General features: G+C 71.0%; 26 protein-coding genes. 20 read left to right on the forward strand and 6 right to left on the reverse strand.

Going from position 1 to position 20946, the window contains the following annotated elements; genetic code table 11:
• Positions 1–116: 116 nt before the first annotated feature.
• On the reverse strand, positions 117–722 hold the full coding sequence (locus ACFQ8C_RS03940) for a phage tail protein (protein ID WP_383452006.1): 606 nt from the start codon (positions 720–722) through the stop codon (positions 117–119).
• A 124-nt stretch (positions 723–846) separates the two neighbouring features.
• Positions 847–1257, reverse strand: a complete 411-nt coding sequence (locus ACFQ8C_RS03945; RefSeq protein ID WP_383452008.1) for a hypothetical protein — start codon at positions 1255–1257, stop codon at positions 847–849.
• 307 nt (positions 1258–1564) lie between these two features.
• Between ACFQ8C_RS03945 and ACFQ8C_RS03950 the strand changes: the two genes are divergently transcribed.
• Positions 1565–2398 (forward strand): hypothetical protein, encoded by an 834-nt coding sequence (locus ACFQ8C_RS03950; RefSeq protein WP_383452010.1) that lies wholly within the window; start codon positions 1565–1567, stop codon positions 2396–2398.
• Positions 2399–2457: 59 nt separating this feature from the next.
• Here ACFQ8C_RS03950 and ACFQ8C_RS03955 read toward each other — a convergent pair whose 3' ends face one another.
• The 3 genes from ACFQ8C_RS03955 to ACFQ8C_RS03965 are packed head-to-tail and all read right to left on the reverse strand — an operon-like array spanning position 2458 to position 3819.
• Positions 2458–2661: a hypothetical protein gene (locus tag ACFQ8C_RS03955; protein ID WP_383452012.1), complete on the reverse strand. Its 204-nt coding sequence runs from the start codon at positions 2659–2661 to the stop codon at positions 2458–2460.
• Positions 2655–3398, reverse strand: coding sequence for a hypothetical protein (locus ACFQ8C_RS03960; RefSeq protein WP_383452014.1), 744 nt, complete (start codon positions 3396–3398; stop codon positions 2655–2657). The genes ACFQ8C_RS03955 and ACFQ8C_RS03960 overlap by 7 nt, the downstream gene beginning before the upstream one ends.
• On the reverse strand, positions 3391–3819 hold the full coding sequence (locus tag ACFQ8C_RS03965) for a WhiB family transcriptional regulator (protein ID WP_383452016.1): 429 nt from the start codon (positions 3817–3819) through the stop codon (positions 3391–3393). Before ACFQ8C_RS03965 ends, ACFQ8C_RS03960 begins: the two co-directional genes overlap by 8 nt.
• Positions 3820–4061: 242 nt before the next feature.
• Here ACFQ8C_RS03965 and ACFQ8C_RS03970 point away from each other — a divergent pair, with 242 nt between their 5' ends.
• The 5 genes from ACFQ8C_RS03970 to tuf all read left to right on the forward strand — a co-directional run bounded on the left by ACFQ8C_RS03970 (position 4062) and on the right by tuf (position 9528).
• Positions 4062–4511 (forward strand): helix-turn-helix domain-containing protein, encoded by a 450-nt coding sequence (locus ACFQ8C_RS03970; protein WP_383452018.1) that lies wholly within the window; start codon positions 4062–4064, stop codon positions 4509–4511.
• Positions 4512–5162: 651 nt separating this feature from the next.
• On the forward strand, positions 5163–5534 hold the full coding sequence (gene rpsL, locus ACFQ8C_RS03975) for a 30S ribosomal protein S12 (RefSeq protein WP_003948652.1): 372 nt from the start codon (positions 5163–5165) through the stop codon (positions 5532–5534).
• Positions 5535–5536: 2 nt separating this feature from the next.
• Entirely contained in the window at positions 5537–6007 is a 471-nt protein-coding gene (rpsG, locus tag ACFQ8C_RS03980; protein ID WP_030494244.1) for a 30S ribosomal protein S7, read from the forward strand.
• Between the two features lie 39 nt (positions 6008–6046).
• The gene (fusA, locus tag ACFQ8C_RS03985) at positions 6047–8173 is read left to right on the forward strand and encodes an elongation factor G (protein ID WP_189847040.1); all 2127 of its coding nucleotides are present in this window, start codon (positions 6047–6049) and stop codon (positions 8171–8173) included.
• Positions 8174–8334: 161 nt separating this feature from the next.
• Positions 8335–9528, forward strand: a complete 1194-nt coding sequence (tuf, locus tag ACFQ8C_RS03990; protein WP_376603358.1) for an elongation factor Tu — start codon at positions 8335–8337, stop codon at positions 9526–9528.
• Positions 9529–9660: 132 nt separating this feature from the next.
• On the opposite strand, the gene ACFQ8C_RS03995 is transcribed toward tuf, so the two are convergent.
• Positions 9661–11598, reverse strand: coding sequence for a PIG-L family deacetylase (locus tag ACFQ8C_RS03995; RefSeq protein WP_383452022.1), 1938 nt, complete (start codon positions 11596–11598; stop codon positions 9661–9663).
• 496 nt (positions 11599–12094) lie between these two features.
• On the opposite strand from ACFQ8C_RS03995, the gene gdhA reads away from it, so the two are divergent.
• From gdhA to rpsQ, 14 genes are all read left to right on the forward strand, one after another.
• Positions 12095–13468, forward strand: coding sequence for an NADP-specific glutamate dehydrogenase (gene gdhA, locus ACFQ8C_RS04000; protein WP_383452024.1), 1374 nt, complete (start codon positions 12095–12097; stop codon positions 13466–13468).
• 134 nt (positions 13469–13602) lie between these two features.
• Positions 13603–13965: a YciI family protein gene (locus tag ACFQ8C_RS04005; RefSeq protein ID WP_383452026.1), complete on the forward strand. Its 363-nt coding sequence runs from the start codon at positions 13603–13605 to the stop codon at positions 13963–13965.
• Positions 13962–15206 (forward strand): RNA polymerase sigma factor, encoded by a 1245-nt coding sequence (locus ACFQ8C_RS04010; protein WP_383452028.1) that lies wholly within the window; start codon positions 13962–13964, stop codon positions 15204–15206. The genes ACFQ8C_RS04005 and ACFQ8C_RS04010 overlap by 4 nt, the downstream gene beginning before the upstream one ends.
• A gap of 435 nt (positions 15207–15641) precedes the next feature.
• Positions 15642–15950 (forward strand): 30S ribosomal protein S10, encoded by a 309-nt coding sequence (gene rpsJ, locus ACFQ8C_RS04015; protein WP_003948644.1) that lies wholly within the window; start codon positions 15642–15644, stop codon positions 15948–15950.
• An 11-nt stretch (positions 15951–15961) separates the two neighbouring features.
• Complete coding sequence (gene rplC, locus ACFQ8C_RS04020; protein WP_043230269.1) at positions 15962–16606, forward strand: 50S ribosomal protein L3; 645 nt, start codon at positions 15962–15964, stop codon at positions 16604–16606.
• 4 nt (positions 16607–16610) lie between these two features.
• Positions 16611–17261 carry a 50S ribosomal protein L4 gene (rplD, locus tag ACFQ8C_RS04025; protein WP_383452031.1) on the forward strand — a complete coding sequence of 217 codons (651 nt, stop codon included), beginning with the start codon at positions 16611–16613 and terminating at the stop codon, positions 17259–17261.
• Positions 17261–17578, forward strand: coding sequence for a 50S ribosomal protein L23 (gene rplW, locus ACFQ8C_RS04030; RefSeq protein ID WP_383452033.1), 318 nt, complete (start codon positions 17261–17263; stop codon positions 17576–17578). Before rplD ends, rplW begins: the two co-directional genes overlap by 1 nt.
• Before the next feature lie 39 nt (positions 17579–17617).
• Entirely contained in the window at positions 17618–18454 is an 837-nt protein-coding gene (rplB, locus tag ACFQ8C_RS04035) for a 50S ribosomal protein L2 (protein WP_030318653.1), read from the forward strand.
• A gap of 12 nt (positions 18455–18466) precedes the next feature.
• Positions 18467–18748 (forward strand): 30S ribosomal protein S19, encoded by a 282-nt coding sequence (gene rpsS / locus ACFQ8C_RS04040; RefSeq protein ID WP_043230274.1) that lies wholly within the window; start codon positions 18467–18469, stop codon positions 18746–18748.
• A gap of 44 nt (positions 18749–18792) precedes the next feature.
• Positions 18793–19140: a 50S ribosomal protein L22 gene (gene rplV / locus ACFQ8C_RS04045; protein ID WP_004571827.1), complete on the forward strand. Its 348-nt coding sequence runs from the start codon at positions 18793–18795 to the stop codon at positions 19138–19140.
• Entirely contained in the window at positions 19140–19970 is an 831-nt protein-coding gene (gene rpsC / locus ACFQ8C_RS04050) for a 30S ribosomal protein S3 (protein WP_030759375.1), read from the forward strand. Before rplV ends, rpsC begins: the two co-directional genes overlap by 1 nt.
• Before the next feature lie 5 nt (positions 19971–19975).
• Positions 19976–20395 (forward strand): 50S ribosomal protein L16, encoded by a 420-nt coding sequence (gene rplP / locus ACFQ8C_RS04055; RefSeq protein ID WP_015035580.1) that lies wholly within the window; start codon positions 19976–19978, stop codon positions 20393–20395.
• Positions 20395–20619 (forward strand): 50S ribosomal protein L29, encoded by a 225-nt coding sequence (rpmC, locus tag ACFQ8C_RS04060; RefSeq protein WP_030494258.1) that lies wholly within the window; start codon positions 20395–20397, stop codon positions 20617–20619. The genes rplP and rpmC overlap by 1 nt, the downstream gene beginning before the upstream one ends.
• Positions 20619–20900, forward strand: coding sequence for a 30S ribosomal protein S17 (gene rpsQ, locus ACFQ8C_RS04065; protein WP_024755411.1), 282 nt, complete (start codon positions 20619–20621; stop codon positions 20898–20900). The genes rpmC and rpsQ overlap by 1 nt, the downstream gene beginning before the upstream one ends.
• Positions 20901–20946: the final 46 nt, after the last annotated feature.

The following is a 20946-nucleotide window of genomic DNA, read 5'->3' on the forward strand; positions in this document are numbered from 1 at the left end:
GTTGGGGGGGGGGGGGGTTGTTTTTTGGGGGGGGGGGGGGGGGGGCGGGGGGGGGGGGGGGGGGGGGGGGGGGGGGGGGCGGCGGGGGGGCCCCCCCCCCCCCCCCCCCAGGGGGATCAGGCCGAGGCGCCGTACTGGCTGTCCTTCATGAGGAAGGTCGCCAGCGGCTTGCCGTCGCCGTTCGACATCGCGGTGAAGGTGATGCCCAGGGTGGACGCCGCCTTGCGGGCCAGCTTGATGTCGTCGGAGGCGGTGACCTGGCCGCGCGGGATGATGAAGCGGTACGTGACCGCGGTGCCGCCGACCTTGACGTCGGTGAACTCCAGGCCGAGGGCGCGGACGTCCGCGTACGGACGCTCGGCGATCTCGTACTTGAACGTCTCCGTCGCCGCGGCCGGCTCCGCCTCGACCTTGCCGCCGCCCATGAAGAACGGCAGCGTCTCCTCGTTGAACTGGAGCATCGAGAACTTCAGCGAGAGGTCGCGGCTGGAGTAGACGAAGTGCACCGGGGAGACCGACTGCCAGGTGTCGATCGGCTCCAGCTTGTCCTTCTTGGAGAAGGTGACGCCGTCGCCGGTGGTGTAGCCGAGGTTCGTCCAGGTGGCCGCGGCCCAGTCGGTGGCCGGGTCGGAGCCGAAGGACGGGGCGGTGGCGCCGGCGGTGGCGACGAAGAGCTTGCCGGAGCCGGCGACGCGGATCTCGGCGGAGTTGTTGCCTGCCATGGTGGGTTTCTCCTTGTGATGGTGAGGGCGCCGCGCCCGGGCGGAGGGAAGGGCCCGGGTACGGCAAAGGCCCCGCCGGACGGCGGGGCCTCGTCGGTGGGGCCGGACGGGGTCCGGCGGGGCGTCAGAAGACGCTCAGGGAGAGGCGCAGCACGCAGAGGTAGCGGTGGGCGCCCCGGTAGAGGTAGTCGGGCAGCCAGCGCGGCCCGTCCTGCTCCTCCACGTCGTGGACGACGTTGCCGGTGCCGAGCTGCTTGCCGAGGGTGGCGAGCAGGGCGCGCCTGGCGCCGTTGGCGAGGACGTGGGCGGCCTCCTTGGTGGGGCCGTACACCTCGAACTCGATCAGCGGCATGTCGACGTGGAGGTCGCCGATCCAGGCGCCGCCGCGGCGGTTGACGAGGACGGCGGCCTGGGTGCCGTCGAAGCCGGCGGGGGCCTGGACGGCGATCACCGCCCCGGCCAGCGCCGGGTCGGCCTTGAGGACGTCGACGACCAGCTTCTCGACGTCCGGGAACGCACTCGGGGGAGTGGTCATGACGGTTCTCCTCGGGAGGGAGGGGCGGTGGGGAGGGAGGGGAGGGGCCGCCGCCCGGGGTTCCCGCGGGGGGAGGGGGCGGGGGGCGCGGGAACGCTCCCGGACGGCGGACGGCGGAGCCGCCGCCCGTCCTGCGGGCGCAGCTCCGCCGCTGCGCCAACTGTGACAGAGAGCGTGCGCGCACGCAACTAATTCGGTGATCGATGTGCCACCACCCCCGGCGACGCGGCCCTGACCTGCGTATACGTCTTCCAGCGGACAGGCGTCGGCCGATAGGTTGGCCCTTCCGACCCCCGAGGAGCCGCCCGTGTCCGCCGACCGTCCCCGCCTGCTCTACGTCACCGACCTCGCCTACCCGGCCCGCGGGCGCCGCTACTGCGACGAGGACATCGACCTCACCGCCCGGCTCCGGGCCTCCTTCGACCTCGCCCTCTGCCACCCCCGCGACGCCGCCGCCCTCATGGACGCCTTCGACGCCGTCGTCGTCCGCAACAGCGGCCCGGTCCTCCACTTCCAGGAGGCGTACGACCACTTCCGCGAGCGCGCCGCCGCCCTCGGTACCCGCGTCTACAACCCGGTCCACGGCCGCGGCGACATGGCCGGCAAGCAGTACCTCGTCGACCTCACCACCGGCGGACACCCCGTCATCCCCACCGTCGACCGCCCCGAGGATCTGCACCGCCTGCCCGACGCGGCGGAGTACGCGGTCAAGCCCAAGGCGGGCGCCGACTCCATAGGGCTGCGGTTCGTCCCCCGCGCCGACCTCGCCGGACTCCCGTACGGGGACGGGGAACTGCTCGTCCAGCCCCGCATCGACTTCCGCTACGAGGTCTCCTTCTACTTCGTCGACGACCGCTTCCAGTACGCGCTTCACGCCCCCGACCCCGAGCGCCGCTGGGAACTGGCACCGTACGAACCCACCGCGGCCGACCTCGACTTCGCGCGCGGCTTCATCGCCTGGAACACCCTGCGCCACGGCATCCAGCGCGTCGACGCCTGCCGGGCCCCGGACGGCGGCCTCCTCCTGGTCGAGCTGGAGGACCTCAACCCGTACCTCTCCCTCGACCGCCTCGACGAGCCGGCCCGCGTCCGCTTCGCCGGGGAACTGACCCGCTCGCTGCACGACTTCCTGAAGGCATGACGAAGCGCCCCCGTGTCCCTGGGGACACGGGGGCGCTTCGCCGGGGGTGCGAACGGGGCTCAGGCGGTACGCGGCCGGCGGCGGGTCGCCCGCTCCGCCGCGAAGACGTCCTCCAGGCGGAAGAGCTGCGCCCGCCCCGCCTTGCCGACGGCCCGCAGATGGCCCAGCTGGACCCACTTGCGGATGGTCGCGGGAGCCACGCCCGCCTCCTCGGCGGCGAGCGGGCCCGGGATCAGGGCCGGCAGGTGGGGCGAGCTCAGCATGAGGTCTCCTTCGTGTCGTCCATCGCCGCCTCGATCTCCTCCGCGCGGGCCCCGGAGGCGTCCGCCAGCTCCGCCCACTCGTCCTCCCGCCACAGGTGCCGGTAGGCCGGGTCGTCCTGGCAGCCGCACACCGGATCGACGCACACGCAGGCGGGGTTCACGCACAGCACCGCCCGCCGGTCCGGGAAGGCCCGCAGCGAGACCGAGTCGCACCAGGGGCAGCGACCGGCCACCCGCACCACGGTCTCCGCCTCGCCGAGGGTGCGGGCGCAGCGGCGGGCCATCCGCCGCACCTCGTCCCGCACATGGCGGGCGAGGTCCGGGTGGGCGGCGACGGCGTCGAGCCGGGCGACGACCCGGCGCAGCCGGTCGACCACCCCGGCGCGCGGCGGCCGGGGCAGGCCCAGCCGGGCGTGCACGGCCTCCTCCAGCTCCACCACGCCGTCGGTGACGTCCCGGATGCAGTCGGAGACGTGCAGCCGGATCGGAGCGGCGCCGTGGCCGGGCACGGCGAGCCCGTGCCGCTGCTCCAGGAGCAGCGCCTCGTGCCGCTCGCGGCGGATCAGTTCGCCGGTGCCGGGGGGCGGGCCGGCGGGCGCGGTGCCGGTGGGGGAGCGGCGCACCGGGGCCAGCTCCTCGGCCAGTTCGGGGAAGTGGCGGGCGAGGGCGGCGGCCCAGAGGGTGACGTCCCGCAGGACGGCTTCGGCGGCGGTGCCGCCGCCGCTGTGCTCAGTCACGGTCGCCTCCGCCGGTACGGGCCGGGGCGCCGGCCGCGAGGACGGCGTCGAGCTGGGCGGCGACGGCGCGGGCGTCGAGCGGTGCGGTGGCGGCGCGGGCGTCGAGCGGTGCGGTGGCGGCGCGGGCGCCGGGCGGGACGGGGGCGGCTCCGGCGCGCGGGGAGCCGGCGGCTCCGGCGGCTCCCGCGGGGGAACGGGGCTTGACCGGGCGGCCGTTGCGCCAGAGGCGCCCCGCGCAGACGCCGTCGAAGTAGCTCTCGGCGGGGGCCACGGCCGCCTCGCACTCGCGGGCGACGGGGCAGCCGGCGCAGGCGCGCAGGGCGGGGGCGGCCTGCCGCTCGCGGCGGGCGAAGACGACGGCCGGGGAGAGGCCGGCGCACGCGGCGGCGGCCTGCCAGGGGGTCGGGTCGGGCTGGGACAAGACGTTTCTCCACGGTCCGGGCCACCGGGACGTCAGGGGCCCGTGGGGGCCCTGGGGTTCAGGAGGCCGACGAGTGCGGCGATCGGCAGACTTACATGTTGCGCGCTCGCGCGCAACTATGGATGTGGAGGGGTCTCCATCGATTCGACACGATTGCGTGCCCGAAAGCACGTAATTCCGTGCGCGCAAGCACGCTAGAGTGAGGGACCCGGAGGGTGGGGATGATGAGGGAGCGTTAGAGGATGAACAGTCAAGGACTCGACGAGTTCGCCGGCTGGGTCGAAGGCCTGATGAGACGGCGTGGATACGACATCGACAGCCCGCGCGGCGGCGGCAAGTCCCGCATCGCGGACGAGGCGGGGGTCCACCGGGCCGCCGTGACCCGCCTCCTGCAGCGGCAGAGCATGCCCGACCTGGAGACCATGCGCCGCATCGCCCCGCTCCTCGGGGTCTCCGTCCGCGACATGCTCATCCGGTCCGGCCGGGTCACGCCGGAGGAGCTGCCGCTGGCGGCGGACCTCCTGCCGCCGACCGACTGGCAGCCCACCATGGAGGACTTCGCCCGCTGGCTGGGCGTCCCCGACGAGCGCATGGGCGTCTTCGTCAAGGTGGTCAGCCAGTTCCTGGAGCCCGACGCCGCCCAGGAGGCCGAGGAGCCCCGCGCCGAGCCCCGCCGCACGGCCCGCGACTGACCCGGCGCACGTCCCGCGACCGGCCCGGCGCACGCCCCGCGACTGGCCCGGCGCCCGGCGCACGGCGCGCGGCGGCTCCGGCGCGCGGGCCGCGACCGATCCGGCGCGCGGGCGCGGGTGCCCGGTCCGCGGCCGTCCCCGGTCCGTAGTCGTCCCCGGTCCGTGGCCGTCCCCGGTGCGCGGCTCGCGACCGATCGCGCCGCGCGCCCCCCTGGGGAGCCCCGCCGCCCCCCGGGAACCCCGCCGCGCGCCGGGCGGATCCCTCCGCCCCGGCCGGGGGATCCCGCCACGCGGACCGGGGGATCCCGCCACGTGACCCGGGGACCTCCGTCGCGCGATCCGGGGCTCCCCGGCGGTGCGATCCAGGGGGTCCCGGTGTCTCCGGGAGCCGGACGATCTTCCCGGCCGGGTCGGCGGGTTCCATTTCTTTTGACCGCAGTCCGTGCGATAGGTACGCTCATGCCTTGTGCCTGGGGTGTGCCTGGGCTCCTGTGCGTGTCCACAACCGCACGGTGAGTCCGAGACCGGCCACCGTGATCCGCGCCTTCCCGCGCTCAGCGGGAGGTTCACCGGATCCGACACGCCCGACCGCGTGGGTCGGTGAATGTTCCAGGTTAGTAGTACTTACGGCACACAGAAACCGGAGAAGTAGTGCCTACGATCCAGCAGCTGGTCCGGAAGGGCCGGCAGGACAAGGTCGAGAAGAACAAGACGCCCGCACTCGAGGGTTCGCCCCAGCGCCGTGGCGTCTGCACGCGTGTGTTCACGACCACCCCGAAGAAGCCGAACTCGGCCCTCCGTAAGGTCGCGCGTGTGCGTCTGACCAGCGGCATCGAGGTCACGGCCTACATCCCGGGTGAGGGACACAACCTGCAGGAGCACTCGATCGTGCTCGTGCGCGGCGGCCGTGTGAAGGACCTGCCGGGTGTTCGCTACAAGATCATCCGCGGCTCCCTCGACACCCAGGGTGTCAAGAACCGCAAGCAGGCCCGCAGCCGCTACGGCGCCAAGAAGGAGAAGTAAGAATGCCTCGTAAGGGCCCCGCCCCGAAGCGCCCGGTCATCATCGACCCGGTCTACGGTTCTCCTCTTGTCACCTCGCTGATCAACAAGATCCTGCTGGACGGCAAGCGCTCCACCGCCGAGCGCATCGTCTACGGCGCCATGGAGGGCCTGCGCGAGAAGACCGGTGCTGACCCGGTCGTCACGCTGAAGCGCGCCCTCGAGAACGTCAAGCCGGCTCTCGAGGTCAAGTCCCGCCGTGTCGGTGGCGCCACCTACCAGGTGCCGATCGAGGTCAAGCCCGGTCGTGCCTCCACCCTCGCGCTGCGCTGGCTCGTCGGTTACTCCCGCGCCCGCCGCGAGAAGACCATGACCGAGCGCCTCATGAACGAGCTCCTGGACGCCTCGAACGGCCTGGGTGCTTCGGTCAAGAAGCGCGAGGACACGCACAAGATGGCCGAGTCCAACAAGGCCTTCGCGCACTACCGCTGGTAGTCGCAACCCACATCGAGACCGAGAGAAGACTGAAGCCTTATGGCTACCACTTCGCTTGACCTGGCCAAGGTGCGCAACATCGGCATCATGGCCCACATCGACGCGGGCAAGACGACCACCACCGAGCGGATCCTGTTCTACACCGGCGTTTCGTACAAGATCGGTGAGGTCCACGACGGCGCTGCCACGATGGACTGGATGGAGCAGGAGCAGGAGCGTGGCATCACGATCACGTCCGCTGCCACCACCTGCCACTGGCCGCTCGAGAACGTCGACCACACGATCAACATCATCGACACGCCGGGTCACGTCGACTTCACCGTCGAGGTGGAGCGTTCCCTCCGCGTGCTCGACGGTGCCGTGACGGTGTTCGACGGCGTGGCCGGTGTCGAGCCCCAGTCCGAGACCGTCTGGCGTCAGGCGGACCGCTACGGCGTTCCGCGTATCTGCTTCGTCAACAAGCTCGACCGCACGGGCGCCGACTTCTTCCGCTGTGTCGACATGATCGTGAACCGCCTTGGCGCGACCCCGATCGTCATGCAGCTCCCGATCGGTGCCGAGGCCGACTTCCAGGGCGTCATCGACCTCGTGAAGATGAAGGCCCTCGTCTGGTCCGCCGAGGCGAGCAAGGGCGAGATGTACGACGTCGTCGACATCCCGGCCGACAAGCAGGAGCTCGCCGACGAGTACCGCGGCAAGCTCGTCGAGGCCGTCGCCGAGAACGACGAGGAGCTCATGGAGCTCTTCCTCGAGGGCGTCGAGCCCACCGAGGAGCAGCTCTACGCGGCGATCCGTCGTATCACCATCGCCTCCGGCAAGGGCGGCGAGACCACGGTCACCCCCGTGTTCTGTGGCACCGCGTTCAAGAACAAGGGCGTCCAGCCCCTGCTCGACGCCGTCGTCCGCTACCTGCCGTCGCCCCTCGACGTCGAGGCCATCGAGGGCCAGGACGTCAAGGACGCCGAGGTCGTCGTCCGGCGCAAGCCGTCCGACGACGAGCCGCTGGCCGCCCTCGCGTTCAAGATCGCGAGCGACCCGCACCTCGGCAAGCTCACCTTCGTCCGGATCTACTCCGGTCGCCTGGAGGCCGGCACCGCGGTGCTGAACTCCGTCAAGGGCAAGAAGGAGCGCATCGGCAAGATCTACCGCATGCACGCGAACAAGCGTGAGGAGATCGACTCGGTGGGCGCCGGCGACATCGTCGCCGTCATGGGCCTGAAGCAGACCACCACCGGTGAGACGCTGTGCGACGAGAAGAACCCGGTCATCCTGGAGTCCATGGACTTCCCGGCGCCGGTCATCCAGGTCGCGATCGAGCCCAAGTCCAAGGGTGACCAGGAGAAGCTGGGTGTCGCCATCCAGCGTCTCGCGGAGGAGGACCCCTCCTTCCAGGTCCACTCGGACGAGGAGACCGGCCAGACCATCATCGGTGGCATGGGCGAGCTCCACCTCGACATCCTCGTCGACCGCATGCGTCGCGAGTTCAAGGTCGAGGCGAACGTCGGCAAGCCGCAGGTCGCGTACCGCGAGACGATCCGCAAGGCCGTCGAGCGACTTGACTACACCCACAAGAAGCAGACCGGTGGTACCGGTCAGTTCGCCAAGGTGCAGATCGCGATCGAGCCCATCGAGGGCGGCGAGGCGTCGTACGAGTTCGTGAACAAGGTCACCGGTGGCCGCATCCCGAAGGAGTACATCCCTTCGGTCGACGCGGGTGCGCAGGAGGCCATGCAGTTCGGCATCCTGGCCGGCTACGAGATGACTGGCGTCCGCGTCATCCTTCTCGACGGTGGCTACCACGAGGTCGACTCCTCCGAGCTCGCGTTCAAGATCGCCGGCTCGCAGGCCTTCAAGGAGGCCGCGCGCAAGGCTTCCCCCGTGCTCCTTGAGCCGATGATGGCCGTCGAGGTCACCACGCCCGAGGACTACATGGGCGAGGTCATCGGCGACATCAACTCCCGCCGTGGCCAGATCCAGGCCATGGAGGAGCGTCACGGTGCCCGCATCGTGAAGGGCCTCGTGCCCCTGTCGGAGATGTTCGGCTACGTCGGCGACCTCCGCAGCAAGACCTCGGGTCGCGCAAGCTACTCGATGCAGTTCGACTCCTACGCCGAGGTTCCGCGGAACGTCGCCGAGGAGATCATCGCGAAGGCCAAGGGCGAGTAAACGCACCGCGTTCAACGCACCGCGTGCACACGCTTTAGGCTTGACACCGACCGGTAGGGGGCCGTCCCGAGAGGGATACCCCCTGCCGGACGGCACCCCAGCAAAGATCACCTGGCGCCGATGAAGCAAGGCGTTCAGAACCACTCCACAGGAGGACCCCAGTGGCGAAGGCGAAGTTCGAGCGGACTAAGCCGCACGTCAACATCGGCACCATCGGTCACATCGACCACGGTAAGACGACCCTCACGGCCGCCATTACCAAGGTGCTGCACGACGCGTACCCGGACCTGAACGAGGCCTCGGCCTTCGACCAGATCGACAAGGCTCCCGAGGAGCGCCAGCGCGGTATCACGATCTCGATCGCGCACGTCGAGTACCAGACCGAGTCGCGTCACTACGCCCACGTCGACTGCCCCGGTCACGCGGACTACATCAAGAACATGATCACGGGTGCCGCGCAGATGGACGGCGCCATCCTCGTGGTCGCCGCCACCGACGGCCCGATGCCGCAGACCAAGGAGCACGTGCTCCTGGCCCGCCAGGTCGGCGTTCCGTACATCGTCGTCGCCCTGAACAAGGCCGACATGGTGGACGACGAGGAGATCCTGGAGCTCGTCGAGCTCGAGGTTCGTGAGCTCCTCTCCGAGTACGAGTTCCCGGGCGACGACCTTCCGGTCGTCCGCGTCTCGGCGCTCAAGGCGCTCGAGGGCGACAAGGAGTGGGGCGAGAAGCTTCTCGGCCTCATGCACGCCGTCGACGAGGCGATCCCGCAGCCCGAGCGTGACGTCGACAAGCCGTTCCTGATGCCGATCGAGGACGTCTTCACGATCACCGGTCGTGGCACCGTCGTCACCGGTCGCATCGAGCGTGGTGTCCTGAAGGTCAACGAGACCGTTGACATCATCGGCATCAAGCAGGAGAAGACCACCACCACGGTCACCGGCATCGAGATGTTCCGCAAGCTGCTCGACGAGGGCCAGGCCGGTGAGAACGTCGGTCTGCTCCTCCGTGGCATCAAGCGCGAGGACGTCGAGCGCGGCCAGGTCATCATCAAGCCGGGTTCGGTCACGCCTCACACGAACTTCGAGGCCCAGGCCTACATCCTGTCGAAGGACGAGGGTGGCCGTCACACCCCGTTCTTCAACAACTACCGCCCGCAGTTCTACTTCCGTACCACGGACGTGACCGGCGTCGTGACCCTCCCCGAGGGCACCGAGATGGTCATGCCGGGCGACAACACCGCCATGAGCGTTGAGCTGATCCAGCCCATCGCCATGGAGGAGGGCCTCAAGTTCGCCATCCGTGAGGGTGGCCGGACCGTCGGCGCCGGCCAGGTCGTCAAGATCACTGCCTGATCTTGGACTGACCTGGTAGCTCGTACGAGCTGCTAGCAGTGAGGGAAGGCCCCGCACCGGAAGGTGCGGGGCCTTCTCGCGTACCCGGGGCCTTCGCCGCCCGCCCGGGGGCTTCACGGCTGCCCGGGGCCTTCACGGCCGCCAGGACCAGGGCCGCCCGTCCGGCCCGAGCCCCACCACGGTCACCCCGCGGTCGCCCACGTGGAGCGCGGCCGCCACCGCCGCCGGTCCCGCCGCCCGGGTACGCAGCCTCCCGCCGGCCCGGACGCACGGCCGGCCCTCCGCGTCCGTGCCGAGCAGCACCGTGCCCAGCGCCGCCGAGCGCGCCGCCCGCACCTCCCCGTAGCCGTCCAGGCCCGCGTCCTCGCCGTCCGGTCCGAGCAGCCGCGCCGAGGCCGGTGCCCGGTGGTAGAGCCCGCCGTCCGCGCTCGCCACCGTCGAACCCGACAGCGGCAGCGCGCCGGGCGCCTCCCGGCCGTCCACCCAGTGGCGTACGGACTCCCGCCCCGCCGCGTACAGGTGCGTCCGCCCCGCCGCGTCCGTCGAGACGGCGAAACCGTCCTGCACCACGGCGTCCCCCGGAAGGGTCCGCCACGGTCCCCAGCCGCCGTCCGGCTCGCGGACCCGCTCGGCGACGCCCCGCGCCGCGTTCCGCACGTAGAGCCGCACCCGGCCGTCCGGCGCCGTCACGGCCACCGGGGCGCCGAGCCTGCGGCTGCGGTCCGACCCGCGGTCCGGGGAGCCGAGGCCCCGCCAGGCCAGGAACGGCCCGCCGGGGGAGCGCTGCTCCAGGAGGACCACCTCCCGCCGGTTGGGCCCGCCGTGCCCCTCCAGCGCCGCGAACCGCACCCCGAAGAGCAGCGCCCGCCCGTCCGGCAGCACCGCGGAGCCCAGCACCGGCGCCAGCGGGCCGCCGCCCAGGTCCTCCGGACCGCCCCACGCCCCGGGCGCGCCCTCCCGGAAGCGCACCGCGCGCAGACCGAGCACCCCGTACGCGACGAGCCGCCCGTCCGGCGCCTGCCCGAGCGCGAGCCCGGGGCCCGGCCAGCGGCGGTGGGTGGAGCGGACCCAGCCCTTGCGGTTGGTCAGCGGCCGTCCGCCGCCGACGCCGTAGTCGCCGCACCCCGAGGGGTTCCCGCACGCCCAGGACGGATCGCCGCCGTACGGCACCAGCCGGGCCGCCTTCCCCGCCAGCACCCCGGGCGGCAGGTTCTTCGGCCAGTGGCGGTTGTAGTAGCCGCGGAAGGCGGTCGCGGTGAAGACCGGGACCGGCGCCCCGTCCCGTATCTCCTCCGCCACCCAGCGCACCAGCGCGGCCCAGGCGAAACAGGCCGCCGCCGTGTGGTCCCCGTGGTCCGAGTAGCCCGGCTGCTCGGAGTCCCGGCGGCGGTTCGCGTCGGAGCCGGGCTGGACGTCCGGGTCCGGGTCGAGGGTGTGCACCACCGTGGGCCGGTAGCGGCGCAGCAGCGCGGTCAGGGCCGCGACCAGGCCGTCGTGGTCGTACGGCCCCGGGCGCGTGACCGGAGAGCCCGCCGAGCGGTGCGCGGACAGCTCCAGGCCCCGGTCCTCCCACAGCGACGGCAGCGCCGTGTACCGGCGCGGGGTGTGCATCGGCAGGTCGAGGTGGACCAGCTCCACCCGGCGCCCGCCGTGCTCCAGGACCGCGCGCTCGGCCGTCCGGCCGCCGCCGAGCGCCAGCGCCTCGCGCCGCCACGGCGTGAAGAGCGGCAGGCCGAGCGCCCGGGCGTAGCTCTGCCGCAGGCCCTGGCGGCGGGCGGAGGAGTAGGCGGCCCGGTCCGGCGGGGACGCCGGCATGCCCTTGATCCGGTTGACGCCGGTGTGCTCGCCGGCCGTCACGTAGACGGAGACCAGCGGCACCCCGGCGTCGAGCAGCCGCTGCGCGTCCGGGTTCATGAAGTACAGGTCGTCGTCGGGGTGCGCCACGATCTGGAGCAGCGACGCGCGGCGCGGCTCCCCGCCGGCGAAGGGCTTGCCCGGCGCGGGGTCCGCGGCCGGGGAGGTCCGGCGCGGTGCGGGTACGGAGCAGCCCGTGACGAGCGCCGTGGTCACGGCCGTGGCCAGGAGCGTACGGCGGGACGGTATGTGCACGGCGGATGGCCCTTCCCCCGGGGTCGGTCCCTGGCTAGTGCTGTGACCGCGAAGGTTCACCGGGTCGCGACGCCCGGCACGGCACCTCGCCGCGTTGTCGGACCACGCAGGTACGTCCCGTACGAGTCGTGGCCCTTCGCCTTGCGATGCACCGCACCGGACGCCGCGACCCGGCAAACCTTTGCGGCCACAGCACTAGACGGGGATCCCGGGGCGGGGGTTGCCCACGGGCGGGCGCTCCGCGGGCGGGTCGGTCCCGGGGCCCGCCGCCGTCTCGCATACCGGACGGACCGGAATGCTTGCTGGTGCGTGCATTCACATGGATGTAACACTTCGCCCGGCGGCGGTCCCACAGGTGCGGGGGCGCGCGAGGACGCCGCCCGTCAACGCTCGGCAACGGCGCCGAGCTCCGCACAGCTTCCCTGGCGCCCAGAGCCGCGCCAGAAGGGGGTACTCCGTGCCGTCCCGTCCCACCGCCGAGACCACCGCCGCCCGCTCCGCGCTCGACGCCCTGCGCGCCGAGATCGAGCACCGCAACCCCGCGCAGCCCGAGTTCCACCAGGCCGTCCACGAGGTGCTCGACACCCTGGCGCCGGTCCTCGCCGCCCGCCCCGAGTACGCCGAGCCGGGCCTCCTGGAGCGGCTCGTCGAGCCCGAGCGGCAGATCGTCTTCCGGGTCCCGTGGCAGGACGACCGGGGCCGCGTCCACGTCAACCGCGGCTTCCGCGTCGAGTTCAACAGCGCGCTGGGCCCCTACAAGGGCGGCCTGCGCTTCCACCCCTCGGTGAACCTCGGCATCGTCAAGTTCCTCGGCTTCGAGCAGATCTTCAAGAACGCCCTCACCGGCCTCGGCATCGGCGGCGGCAAGGGCGGCAGCGACTTCGACCCGCACGGGCGCAGCGACGCGGAGGTCATGCGCTTCTGCCAGTCCTTCATGACCGAGCTGTACCGCCACCTGGGCGAGCACACCGACGTCCCCGCGGGCGACATCGGCGTCGGCGGCCGCGAGATCGGCTACCTCTTCGGCCAGTACCGCCGCATCACCAACCGCTGGGAGGCCGGCGTCCTCACCGGCAAGGGCACCGGCTGGGGCGGCTCCGCGATCCGCCCGGAGGCCACCGGCTACGGCAGCGTGCTCTTCGCCGCCGCCATGCTCCGCGAGCGCGGCGAGGACCTGGAGGGCCAGAGCGCCGTCGTCTCCGGCTCCGGGAACGTCGCGCTGTACACGATCGAGAAGCTGCTCGCCCTCGGCGCCAACCCGCTGACCTGCTCCGACTCCAGCGGCTACGTCTACGACGACAAGGGCATCGACCTCGCCCTGCTCAAGCAGATCAAGGAGGTCGAGCGCGGCCGGGTCGCCGACTACGCCGAGCGGCGCGGCGCCTCCGCCCGCTTCGTGCCGGGCGGCCGGGTCTGGGAGGTCCCGGCGGACGTCGCCCTGCCGTCCGCGACCCAGAACGAGCTCGACGAGGACGACGCCGCCGCGCTCGTCCGCAACGGCGTGAAGGCCGTCGCCGAGGGCGCCAACATGCCCACCACCGCCGGGGCCGTCCACCTCCTCCAGCGGGCCGGCGTCGCCTTCGGCCCCGGCAAGGCGGCCAACGCGGGCGGAGTCGCGGTCAGCGCCCTGGAGATGGCCCAGAACCACTCCCGTACGTCCTGGTCCGCGGCCCGCGTCGAGGAGGAGCTGGCCGGCATCATGACCGACATCCACCGCACCTGCCACGAGACCGCCGAGCGCTACGGCGCCCCCGGCGACTACGTGACGGGCGCCAACATCGCGGGCTTCGAGCGGGTGGCGGACGCGATGCTGGCGCAGGGCGTGATCTGACCCCTCCCGCCCCGGCGGAGCCCGGAGGGATTTCTCCGAAGATCTCTCCGGGCGATGTCGAGATCGTCGCGGCGGCTCCGACCGTAGGGTGACAGCGCGCCGCCGGGGCGCGCGGGACGGGGAGGACACCCGAGATGAAGTACGTCGCGATGATCTACGGCAACCAGGCCAAGTGGGACGCGTTCCCGGCCGAGGCGTGGCCCGAGGCGATCGCCCGCCAGGAGGCCTTCAACCGCAGGTACCGCGAGACCGGCGAACTCCTGGGCGCCTACGGCCTCGCCGACGCGGCCGCCGCCCAGCTGGTCCGCAGGGAGTCCGGGGCACCCGCCGTCACCGACGGCCCCTACCTGGAGACCAAGGAGTACCTGGCCAGCTTCTACCTCCTCGACTGCGAGTCCCTGGAGCGGGCCCAGCGGATCGCCGCCGACATGCCCTTCGCGGACGTCGACCCGGTCGAGCTCTGGCCGGTCCTGCACGAGTCCGCGGCGGACGTGTGAGCCCGGAGCCGGCCGGCGTCGAGGAGCTGCTGCGGGCGAGCGCCCCGCGGGTCCTCGGCGCGCTCGTGCGGCGCCACGGCGACTTCTACGGCTGCGAGGACGCCGTCCAGGAGGCGCTGATCGCGGCGGCCCGGCAGTGGCCGGAGCAGGGGGTGCCGGAGCGCCCGGGAAGCTGGCTGCTGGCCGTCGCCCACCGCAAGTACGTCGACCAGGTGCGCAGCGAGGCCGCCCGGCGGCGGCGCGAGGACAGCGTGGCCCTCGCCACCCCGGCGGCCGAGCTGCTCGCGCCCGCCGCCGACGAGGCGGGGGAGGGGGCCGCGGACGACTCGCTCGCGCTGCTCTTCCTCTGCTGCCACCGGGACCTGTCGTCGCCCAGCCGGATCGCGCTCACCCTGCGGGCGGTCGGCGGTCTCACCACCGCGCAGATCGCGGCCGCGTTCCTGGTGCCGGAGGCGACGATGGCGCAGCGGATCAGCCGCGCCAAGCAGACCGTCCGGGCGGCGGGGGACACCCTGGAGCTGCCGGAGGGCGAGGACCGGGCGGCCCGGCTCGCCGAGGTCCGGCACGTGCTGTACCTGGTCTTCAACGAGGGCTACACGGCGAGCGGCGGCGAGGAGCTGACCGCGCCGGAGCTGTCCACGGAGGCGATCCGGCTGGCCAGGCTGCTGCACCGGCTCGTCCCGGAGGACACCGAGACGGCGGGCCTGCTGGCCCTGATGCTGCTCACCGACGCCCGCCGTCCGGCCCGCACGGGCCCGCACGGCGAACTGGTGCCGCTGGCGGAACAGGACCGGACCCGCTGGGACGGCGCCCTCCTGGCCGAGGGCGTCGCCCTGATCAGCCGCACCCTCCCGCGCGGCCGGGTGGGCCCGTACCAGCTCCAGGCGGCCATCGCGGCCGTCCACGACGAGGCGGAGTCCGCGGAGGCGACCGACTGGCCCCAGATCCTCGCCCTGTACGAACTCCTGGAGCGGACGGGGCCCAACCCGATGGTGACGCTGAACCGGGCGGTGGCCGTGGCGATGGTCCACGGCCCGCGGGCCGGGCTGGACCTGCTCGACACGCTGGCCGCCGACAAGCGGCTGGTCCGCCACCACCGGCTGCCGGCCACCCGGGCCCATCTGCTGGAGCTGTCCGGCGACACCGCGGCCGCCGCGGCGGCCTACCGCGAGGCCGCCCGCCACGCGACGAGCGGGCCGGAGCGCCGCCACCTGACGGAGCGCGCCCGCCGGCTGGGGTGACCCGCCGGGGCGGGCGCCCGGGGTGTCGGGAGTCCGTTCGACCTGTGCGTGTGGGTGAACGTGACGTGGGGTACAGTCTTCGCCCCGATTGGCGGGCCGCAGGCCCCGTATGGCAGACTAGCGGGGTTGCTCGGTTGAGTGCCGATGCTGCGCGCCTCCCGTCGGGAGGACCGGAAGCGAGTCCCACAGTACTCGTCGCCCCTTCTCAGGAGCGGACGTACGGGAATCTTCCGGGAAGTGTCAGCGGGGTACCGACCAGGCGCCCGGTGGGTGTTCACCCCCGTTCCGCGGTCTTCGGCCGCACCCCCTTGGTTGGGAAATCCCTCGGGATTTCTTCGTAGAGGGAGTGCGACACGCCCGACCGCGTGGGTCGGAGGAGGACGCGAACTCGCCGGGTTCCGGAGCGTTACGACAAGACAGGACTACGGAGTAGCCATGGCGGGACAGAAGATCCGCATCCGGCTCAAGGCCTACGACCACGAGGTCATCGACTCCTCGGCGAAGAAGATCGTCGAGACGGTGACCCGCACTGGTGCGTCGGTCGCGGGCCCGGTGCCGCTGCCCACTGAGAAGAACGTGTACTGCGTCATCAAGTCGCCGCACAAGTACAAGGACTCGCGCGAGCACTTCGAGATGCGCACGCACAAGCGCCTCATCGACATCCTCGACCCCACGCCGAAGACGGTTGACTCGCTGATGCGTCTCGACCTGCCGGCCGGTGTCGACATCGAGATCAAGCTCTGAGGGCGCGCGAGATGGCTAAGAACATCAAGGGCATCCTGGGCGAGAAGCTCGGCATGACGCAGGTCTGGGACGAGAACAACCGGGTCGTCCCGGTGACCGTCGTCAAGGCCGGCCCGAATGTCGTCACCCAGGTGCGTACGAACGACGTCGACGGTTACGAGTCGGTCCAGATCGCCTTCGGCGAGATCGACCCGCGCAAGGTGAACAAGCCCCTCAAGGGCCACTTCGCCAAGGCCGACGTCACCCCGCGCCGCCACCTCGTCGAGCTGCGTACCGCTGACGCCAGCGAGTACACCCTCGGCCAGGAGATCACCGCCGAGGTCTTCGAGGCGGGCATCAAGGTCGACGTGACCGGCAAGAGCAAGGGCAAGGGCTTCGCCGGTGTCATGAAGCGCCACAACTTCCGTGGTGGCAAGGCCTCCCACGGTGCCCACCGCGTGCACCGCAAGCCGGGTTCGATCGGTGGCTGCGCCACCCCGGGCCGCGTCTTCAAGGGCATGCGCATGGCCGGCCGCATGGGCAACGAGCGCGTGACCACCCAGAACCTGACCGTTCACGCCGTTGACGCGGAGAAGGGCCTGCTGCTCATCAAGGGCGCGGTTCCTGGTCCGAACGGCGGCCTCGTCCTGGTCCGCACCGCGGCCAAGGGGGCCTGAGGATATGAGCACCATTGACATTCTGTCGCCTGCCGGCGACAAGACCGGGACCGTCGAGCTCCCGGCCGAGATCTTCGACGCCAAGGTCAGCGTCCCGCTGATCCACCAGGTCGTCGTCGCGCAGCTGGCCGCCGCCCGTCAGGGTACGCACAAGGTCAAGACGCGTGGCGAGGTCCGTGGTGGTGGCAAGAAGCCTTACCGCCAGAAGGGCACCGGCCGCGCCCGTCAGGGTTCGACCCGCGCCCCGCAGTTCGCCGGTGGTGGCGTCGTGCACGGTCCCGTGCCGCGTGACTACTCGCAGCGGACCCCCAAGAAGATGAAGGTCGCCGCCCTCCGCGGTGCCCTCTCCGACCGGGCGAACCACTCCCGCATCCACGTCGTCACCGGCGTGGTCGAGGGTGCGGTCTCCACCAAGGCCGCCAAGACGCTGTTCGGCAAGATCTCGGAGCGCAAGAACCTGCTCCTGGTCGTCGAGCGCGCCGACGAGGCCGCGTGGCTGTCCGCCCGCAACCTGCCCCAGGTGCACATCCTGGAGCCGGGCCAGCTGAACACGTACGACGTGATGCGATCCGACGACGTGGTCTTCACCCAGGCCGCCCTCGAGTCCTTCGTGTCTGGCCCCAAGGCCGACGACAACGAGGGGAACGAAGCCTGATGGCCGAGATCACCAGCAAGACCTTCACGGACCCGCGCGACGTCCTCGTCAAGCCGGTTGTCTCCGAGAAGAGCTACGCCCTGCTCGACGAGAACAAGTACACGTTCATCGTCGCGCCCGGCTCCAACAAGACCCAGATCAAGCAGGCCGTCGAGGCGGTCTTCTCGGTCAAGGTCACCGGGGTCAACACGATCAACCGCCAGGGCAAGCGCAAGCGCACCAAGAGCGGTTTCGGCAAGCGCGCCAACACCAAGCGCGCCATCGTGACCCTTGCTGAGGGCAACCGAATCGACATCTTCGGCGGCCCGACCGCCTGACGGCGGTCGAGTCGTCCGATATCGGACGAGGACTGAGAAATGGGTATCCGCAAGTACAAGCCGACTACGCCGGGCCGTCGTGGCTCCTCCGTAGCCGACTTCGTCGAGATCACGCGGTCCACGCCGGAGAAGTCGCTGGTCCGCCCCCTGCACAGCAAGGGCGGCCGTAACAACACCGGCCGGATCACCGTTCGCCACCAGGGTGGCGGACACAAGCGCGCCTACCGCGTGATCGACTTCCGTCGTCACGACAAGGACGGCGTGCCGGCCAAGGTCGCTCACATCGAGTACGACCCGAACCGCACCGCGCGTATCGCGCTGCTCCACTACGTGGACGGCGAGAAGCGCTACATCATCGCCCCGAAGGGTCTGACGCAGGGTGACCGCGTCGAGAACGGCCCCGGCGCGGACATCAAGCCCGGTAACAACCTGGCGCTCCGCAACATCCCGGTCGGTACCACGATCCACGCGATCGAGCTCCGTCCCGGTGGCGGCGCCAAGTTCGCCCGCTCCGCGGGTGCCTCCGTGCAGCTGCTGGCGAAGGAGGGCACGATGGCCCACCTTCGTATGCCGTCCGGTGAGATCCGTCTGGTCGACGCCCGCTGCCGCGCCACCATCGGCGAGGTCGGCAACGCCGAGCAGTCGAACATCAACTGGGGCAAGGCCGGCCGCAAGCGTTGGCTGGGCGTCCGCCCGACCGTCCGCGGTGTCGCGATGAACCCGGTCGACCACCCGCACGGTGGTGGTGAGGGCAAGACCTCCGGTGGTCGCCACCCGGTCTCCCCGTGGGGTCAGAAGGAGGGTCGTACTCGCTCGCCGAAGAAGGCTTCGAGCAAGTACATCGTCCGCCGCCGCAAGACGAACAAGAAGCGCTAGGAGCGGGTTTAGATGCCGCGCAGTCTCAAGAAGGGACCCTTCGTCGACGGCCACCTCATCAAGAAGGTGGACGCTCAGAACGAGGCCGGTACCAAGAACGTCATCAAGACCTGGTCCCGTCGCTCCATGATCATCCCGGCGATGCTCGGGCACACGATCGCGGTGCACAACGGCAAGACCCACGTCCCGGTGTTCGTCACCGAGTCGATGGTCGGTCACAAGCTCGGCGAGTTCTCGCCGACGCGTACCTTCCGGGGCCACGTCAAGGACGACCGGAAGTCGAAGCGCCGCTAGTAGCGGATCGCATTCAGACACGTAAGTAACTGAGAGGGACAACCATGGAAGCCAGGGCCCAGGCGCGGTACATCCGCGTCACGCCCATGAAGGCCCGCCGCGTGGTGGACCTGATCCGTGGCATGGATGCCACGGAGGCTCAGGCTGTTCTGCGATTCGCTCCGCAGGCAGCCTCCGTGCCGGTCGGCAAGGTGCTCGACAGCGCCATTGCCAACGCCGCGCACAACTACGACCACACGGACGCCTCTTCGCTGGTCATCAGCGAGGCGTACGTCGACGAGGGCCCGACCCTGAAGCGGTTCCGTCCGCGTGCCCAGGGCCGTGCCTACCGGATCCGCAAGCGGACCAGCCACATCACCGTGGTCGTCAGCAGCAAGGAAGGAACCCGGTAATGGGCCAGAAGGTTAACCCGCATGGGTTCCGGCTCGGCATCACCACGGACTTCAAGTCCCGCTGGTACGCCGACAAGCTGTACAAGGACTACGTCAAGGAAGACGTCGCCATCCGCCGGATGCTGACGTCCGGCATGGAGCGCGCCGGTATCTCGAAGGTTGAGATCGAGCGCACCCGCGACCGCGTCCGCGTCGACATCCACACCGCTCGTCCGGGCATTGTCATCGGTCGCCGTGGCGCCGAGGCCGACAAGATCCGTGGCCAGCTGGAGAAGCTGACCGGCAAGCAGGTCCAGCTGAACATCCTCGAGGTCAAGAACCCCGAGGTCGATGCTCAGCTCGTGGCCCAGGCCGTCGCCGAGCAGCTCTCCTCCCGCGTCTCCTTCCGTCGGGCCATGCGCAAGAGCATGCAGTCCGCCATGAAGGCCGGCGCCAAGGGCATCAAGATCCAGTGTGGTGGCCGTCTCGGCGGCGCCGAGATGTCCCGCTCGGAGTTCTACCGCGAGGGTCGTGTGCCGCTGCACACGCTGCGCGCGAACGTCGAGTACGGCTTCTTCGAGGCCAAGACGACCTTCGGCCGCATCGGCGTGAAGGTCTGGATCTACAAGGGCGACGTCAAGAACATCGCCGAGGTCCGCGCCGAGAACGCTGCTGCCCGTGCGGGCAACCGCCCGGCCCGTGGCGGCGCTGACCGTCCGGCCGGCCGCGGTGGCCGCGGTGGCGAGCGTGGCGGTCGCGGTCGCAAGCCGCAGCAGGCTCCCGCTGCCGAGGCCCCCAAGGCCGAGGCCGCCGCCGCTCCGGCTGCTGAGAGCACCGGAACGGAGGCCTGACCGACATGCTGATCCCCCGTAGGGTCAAGCACCGCAAGCAGCACCACCCCAAGCGCTCGGGCATGAGCAAGGGTGGCACGCAGGTCGCGTTCGGCGAGTACGGCATTCAGGCCCTCACGCCGGCGTACGTGACCAACCGTCAGATCGAGGCCGCGCGTATCGCGATGACCCGCCACATCAAGCGTGGCGGCAAGGTCTGGATCAACATCTACCCGGACCGCCCGCTCACGAAGAAGCCTGCCGAGACCCGCATGGGTTCCGGTAAGGGTTCTCCGGAGTGGTGGATCGCGAACGTCAAGCCCGGTCGGGTGATGTTCGAGCTGTCCTACCCGAACGAGAAGATCGCGCGTGAGGCTCTGACTCGTGCGGCTCACAAGCTGCCGATGAAGTGCAAGATCGTTAAGCGCGAGGCAGGTGAGCTGTGATGTCGGCCGGTACCAAGGCGTCCGAGCTGCGCGAGCTGGGCAACGAGGAGCTTGTCGCCAAGCTCCGCGAGGCCAAGGAAGAGCTGTTCAACCTCCGCTTCCAGGCGGCGACGGGTCAGCTCGAGAACCACGGCCGTCTTCGGGCGGTCCGTAAGGACATCGCCCGGATCTACACCCTCATGCGAGAGCGTGAGCTCGGCATTGAGACGGTGGAGAACGCCTGATGAGCGAGAGCAACGTGACTGAGAAGACCGAGCGCAACGCTCGCAAGGTCCGCGAGGGCCTGGTCGTCAGCGACAAGATGGACAAGACCGTCGTCGTCGCCGTCGAGGACCGCGTCAAGCACGCGCTGTACGGCAAGGTCATCCGCCGTACGAACAAGCTCAAGGCTCACGACGAGCAGAACGCTGCCGGCATCGGCGACCGCGTCCTCCTGATGGAGACCCGGAAGCTGTCGTCGACGAAGCACTGGCGCGTCGTCGAGATCCTCGAGAAGGCCAAGTAATCCCTCCTAGGGGGACCCCCTAGGAACAGTTCCGCCAGGCTCGGCG

It is taken from the genome of Streptomyces sp. NPDC056503 (genome assembly GCF_042794995.1).
Lineage (GTDB): Bacteria > Actinomycetota > Actinomycetes > Streptomycetales > Streptomycetaceae > Streptomyces.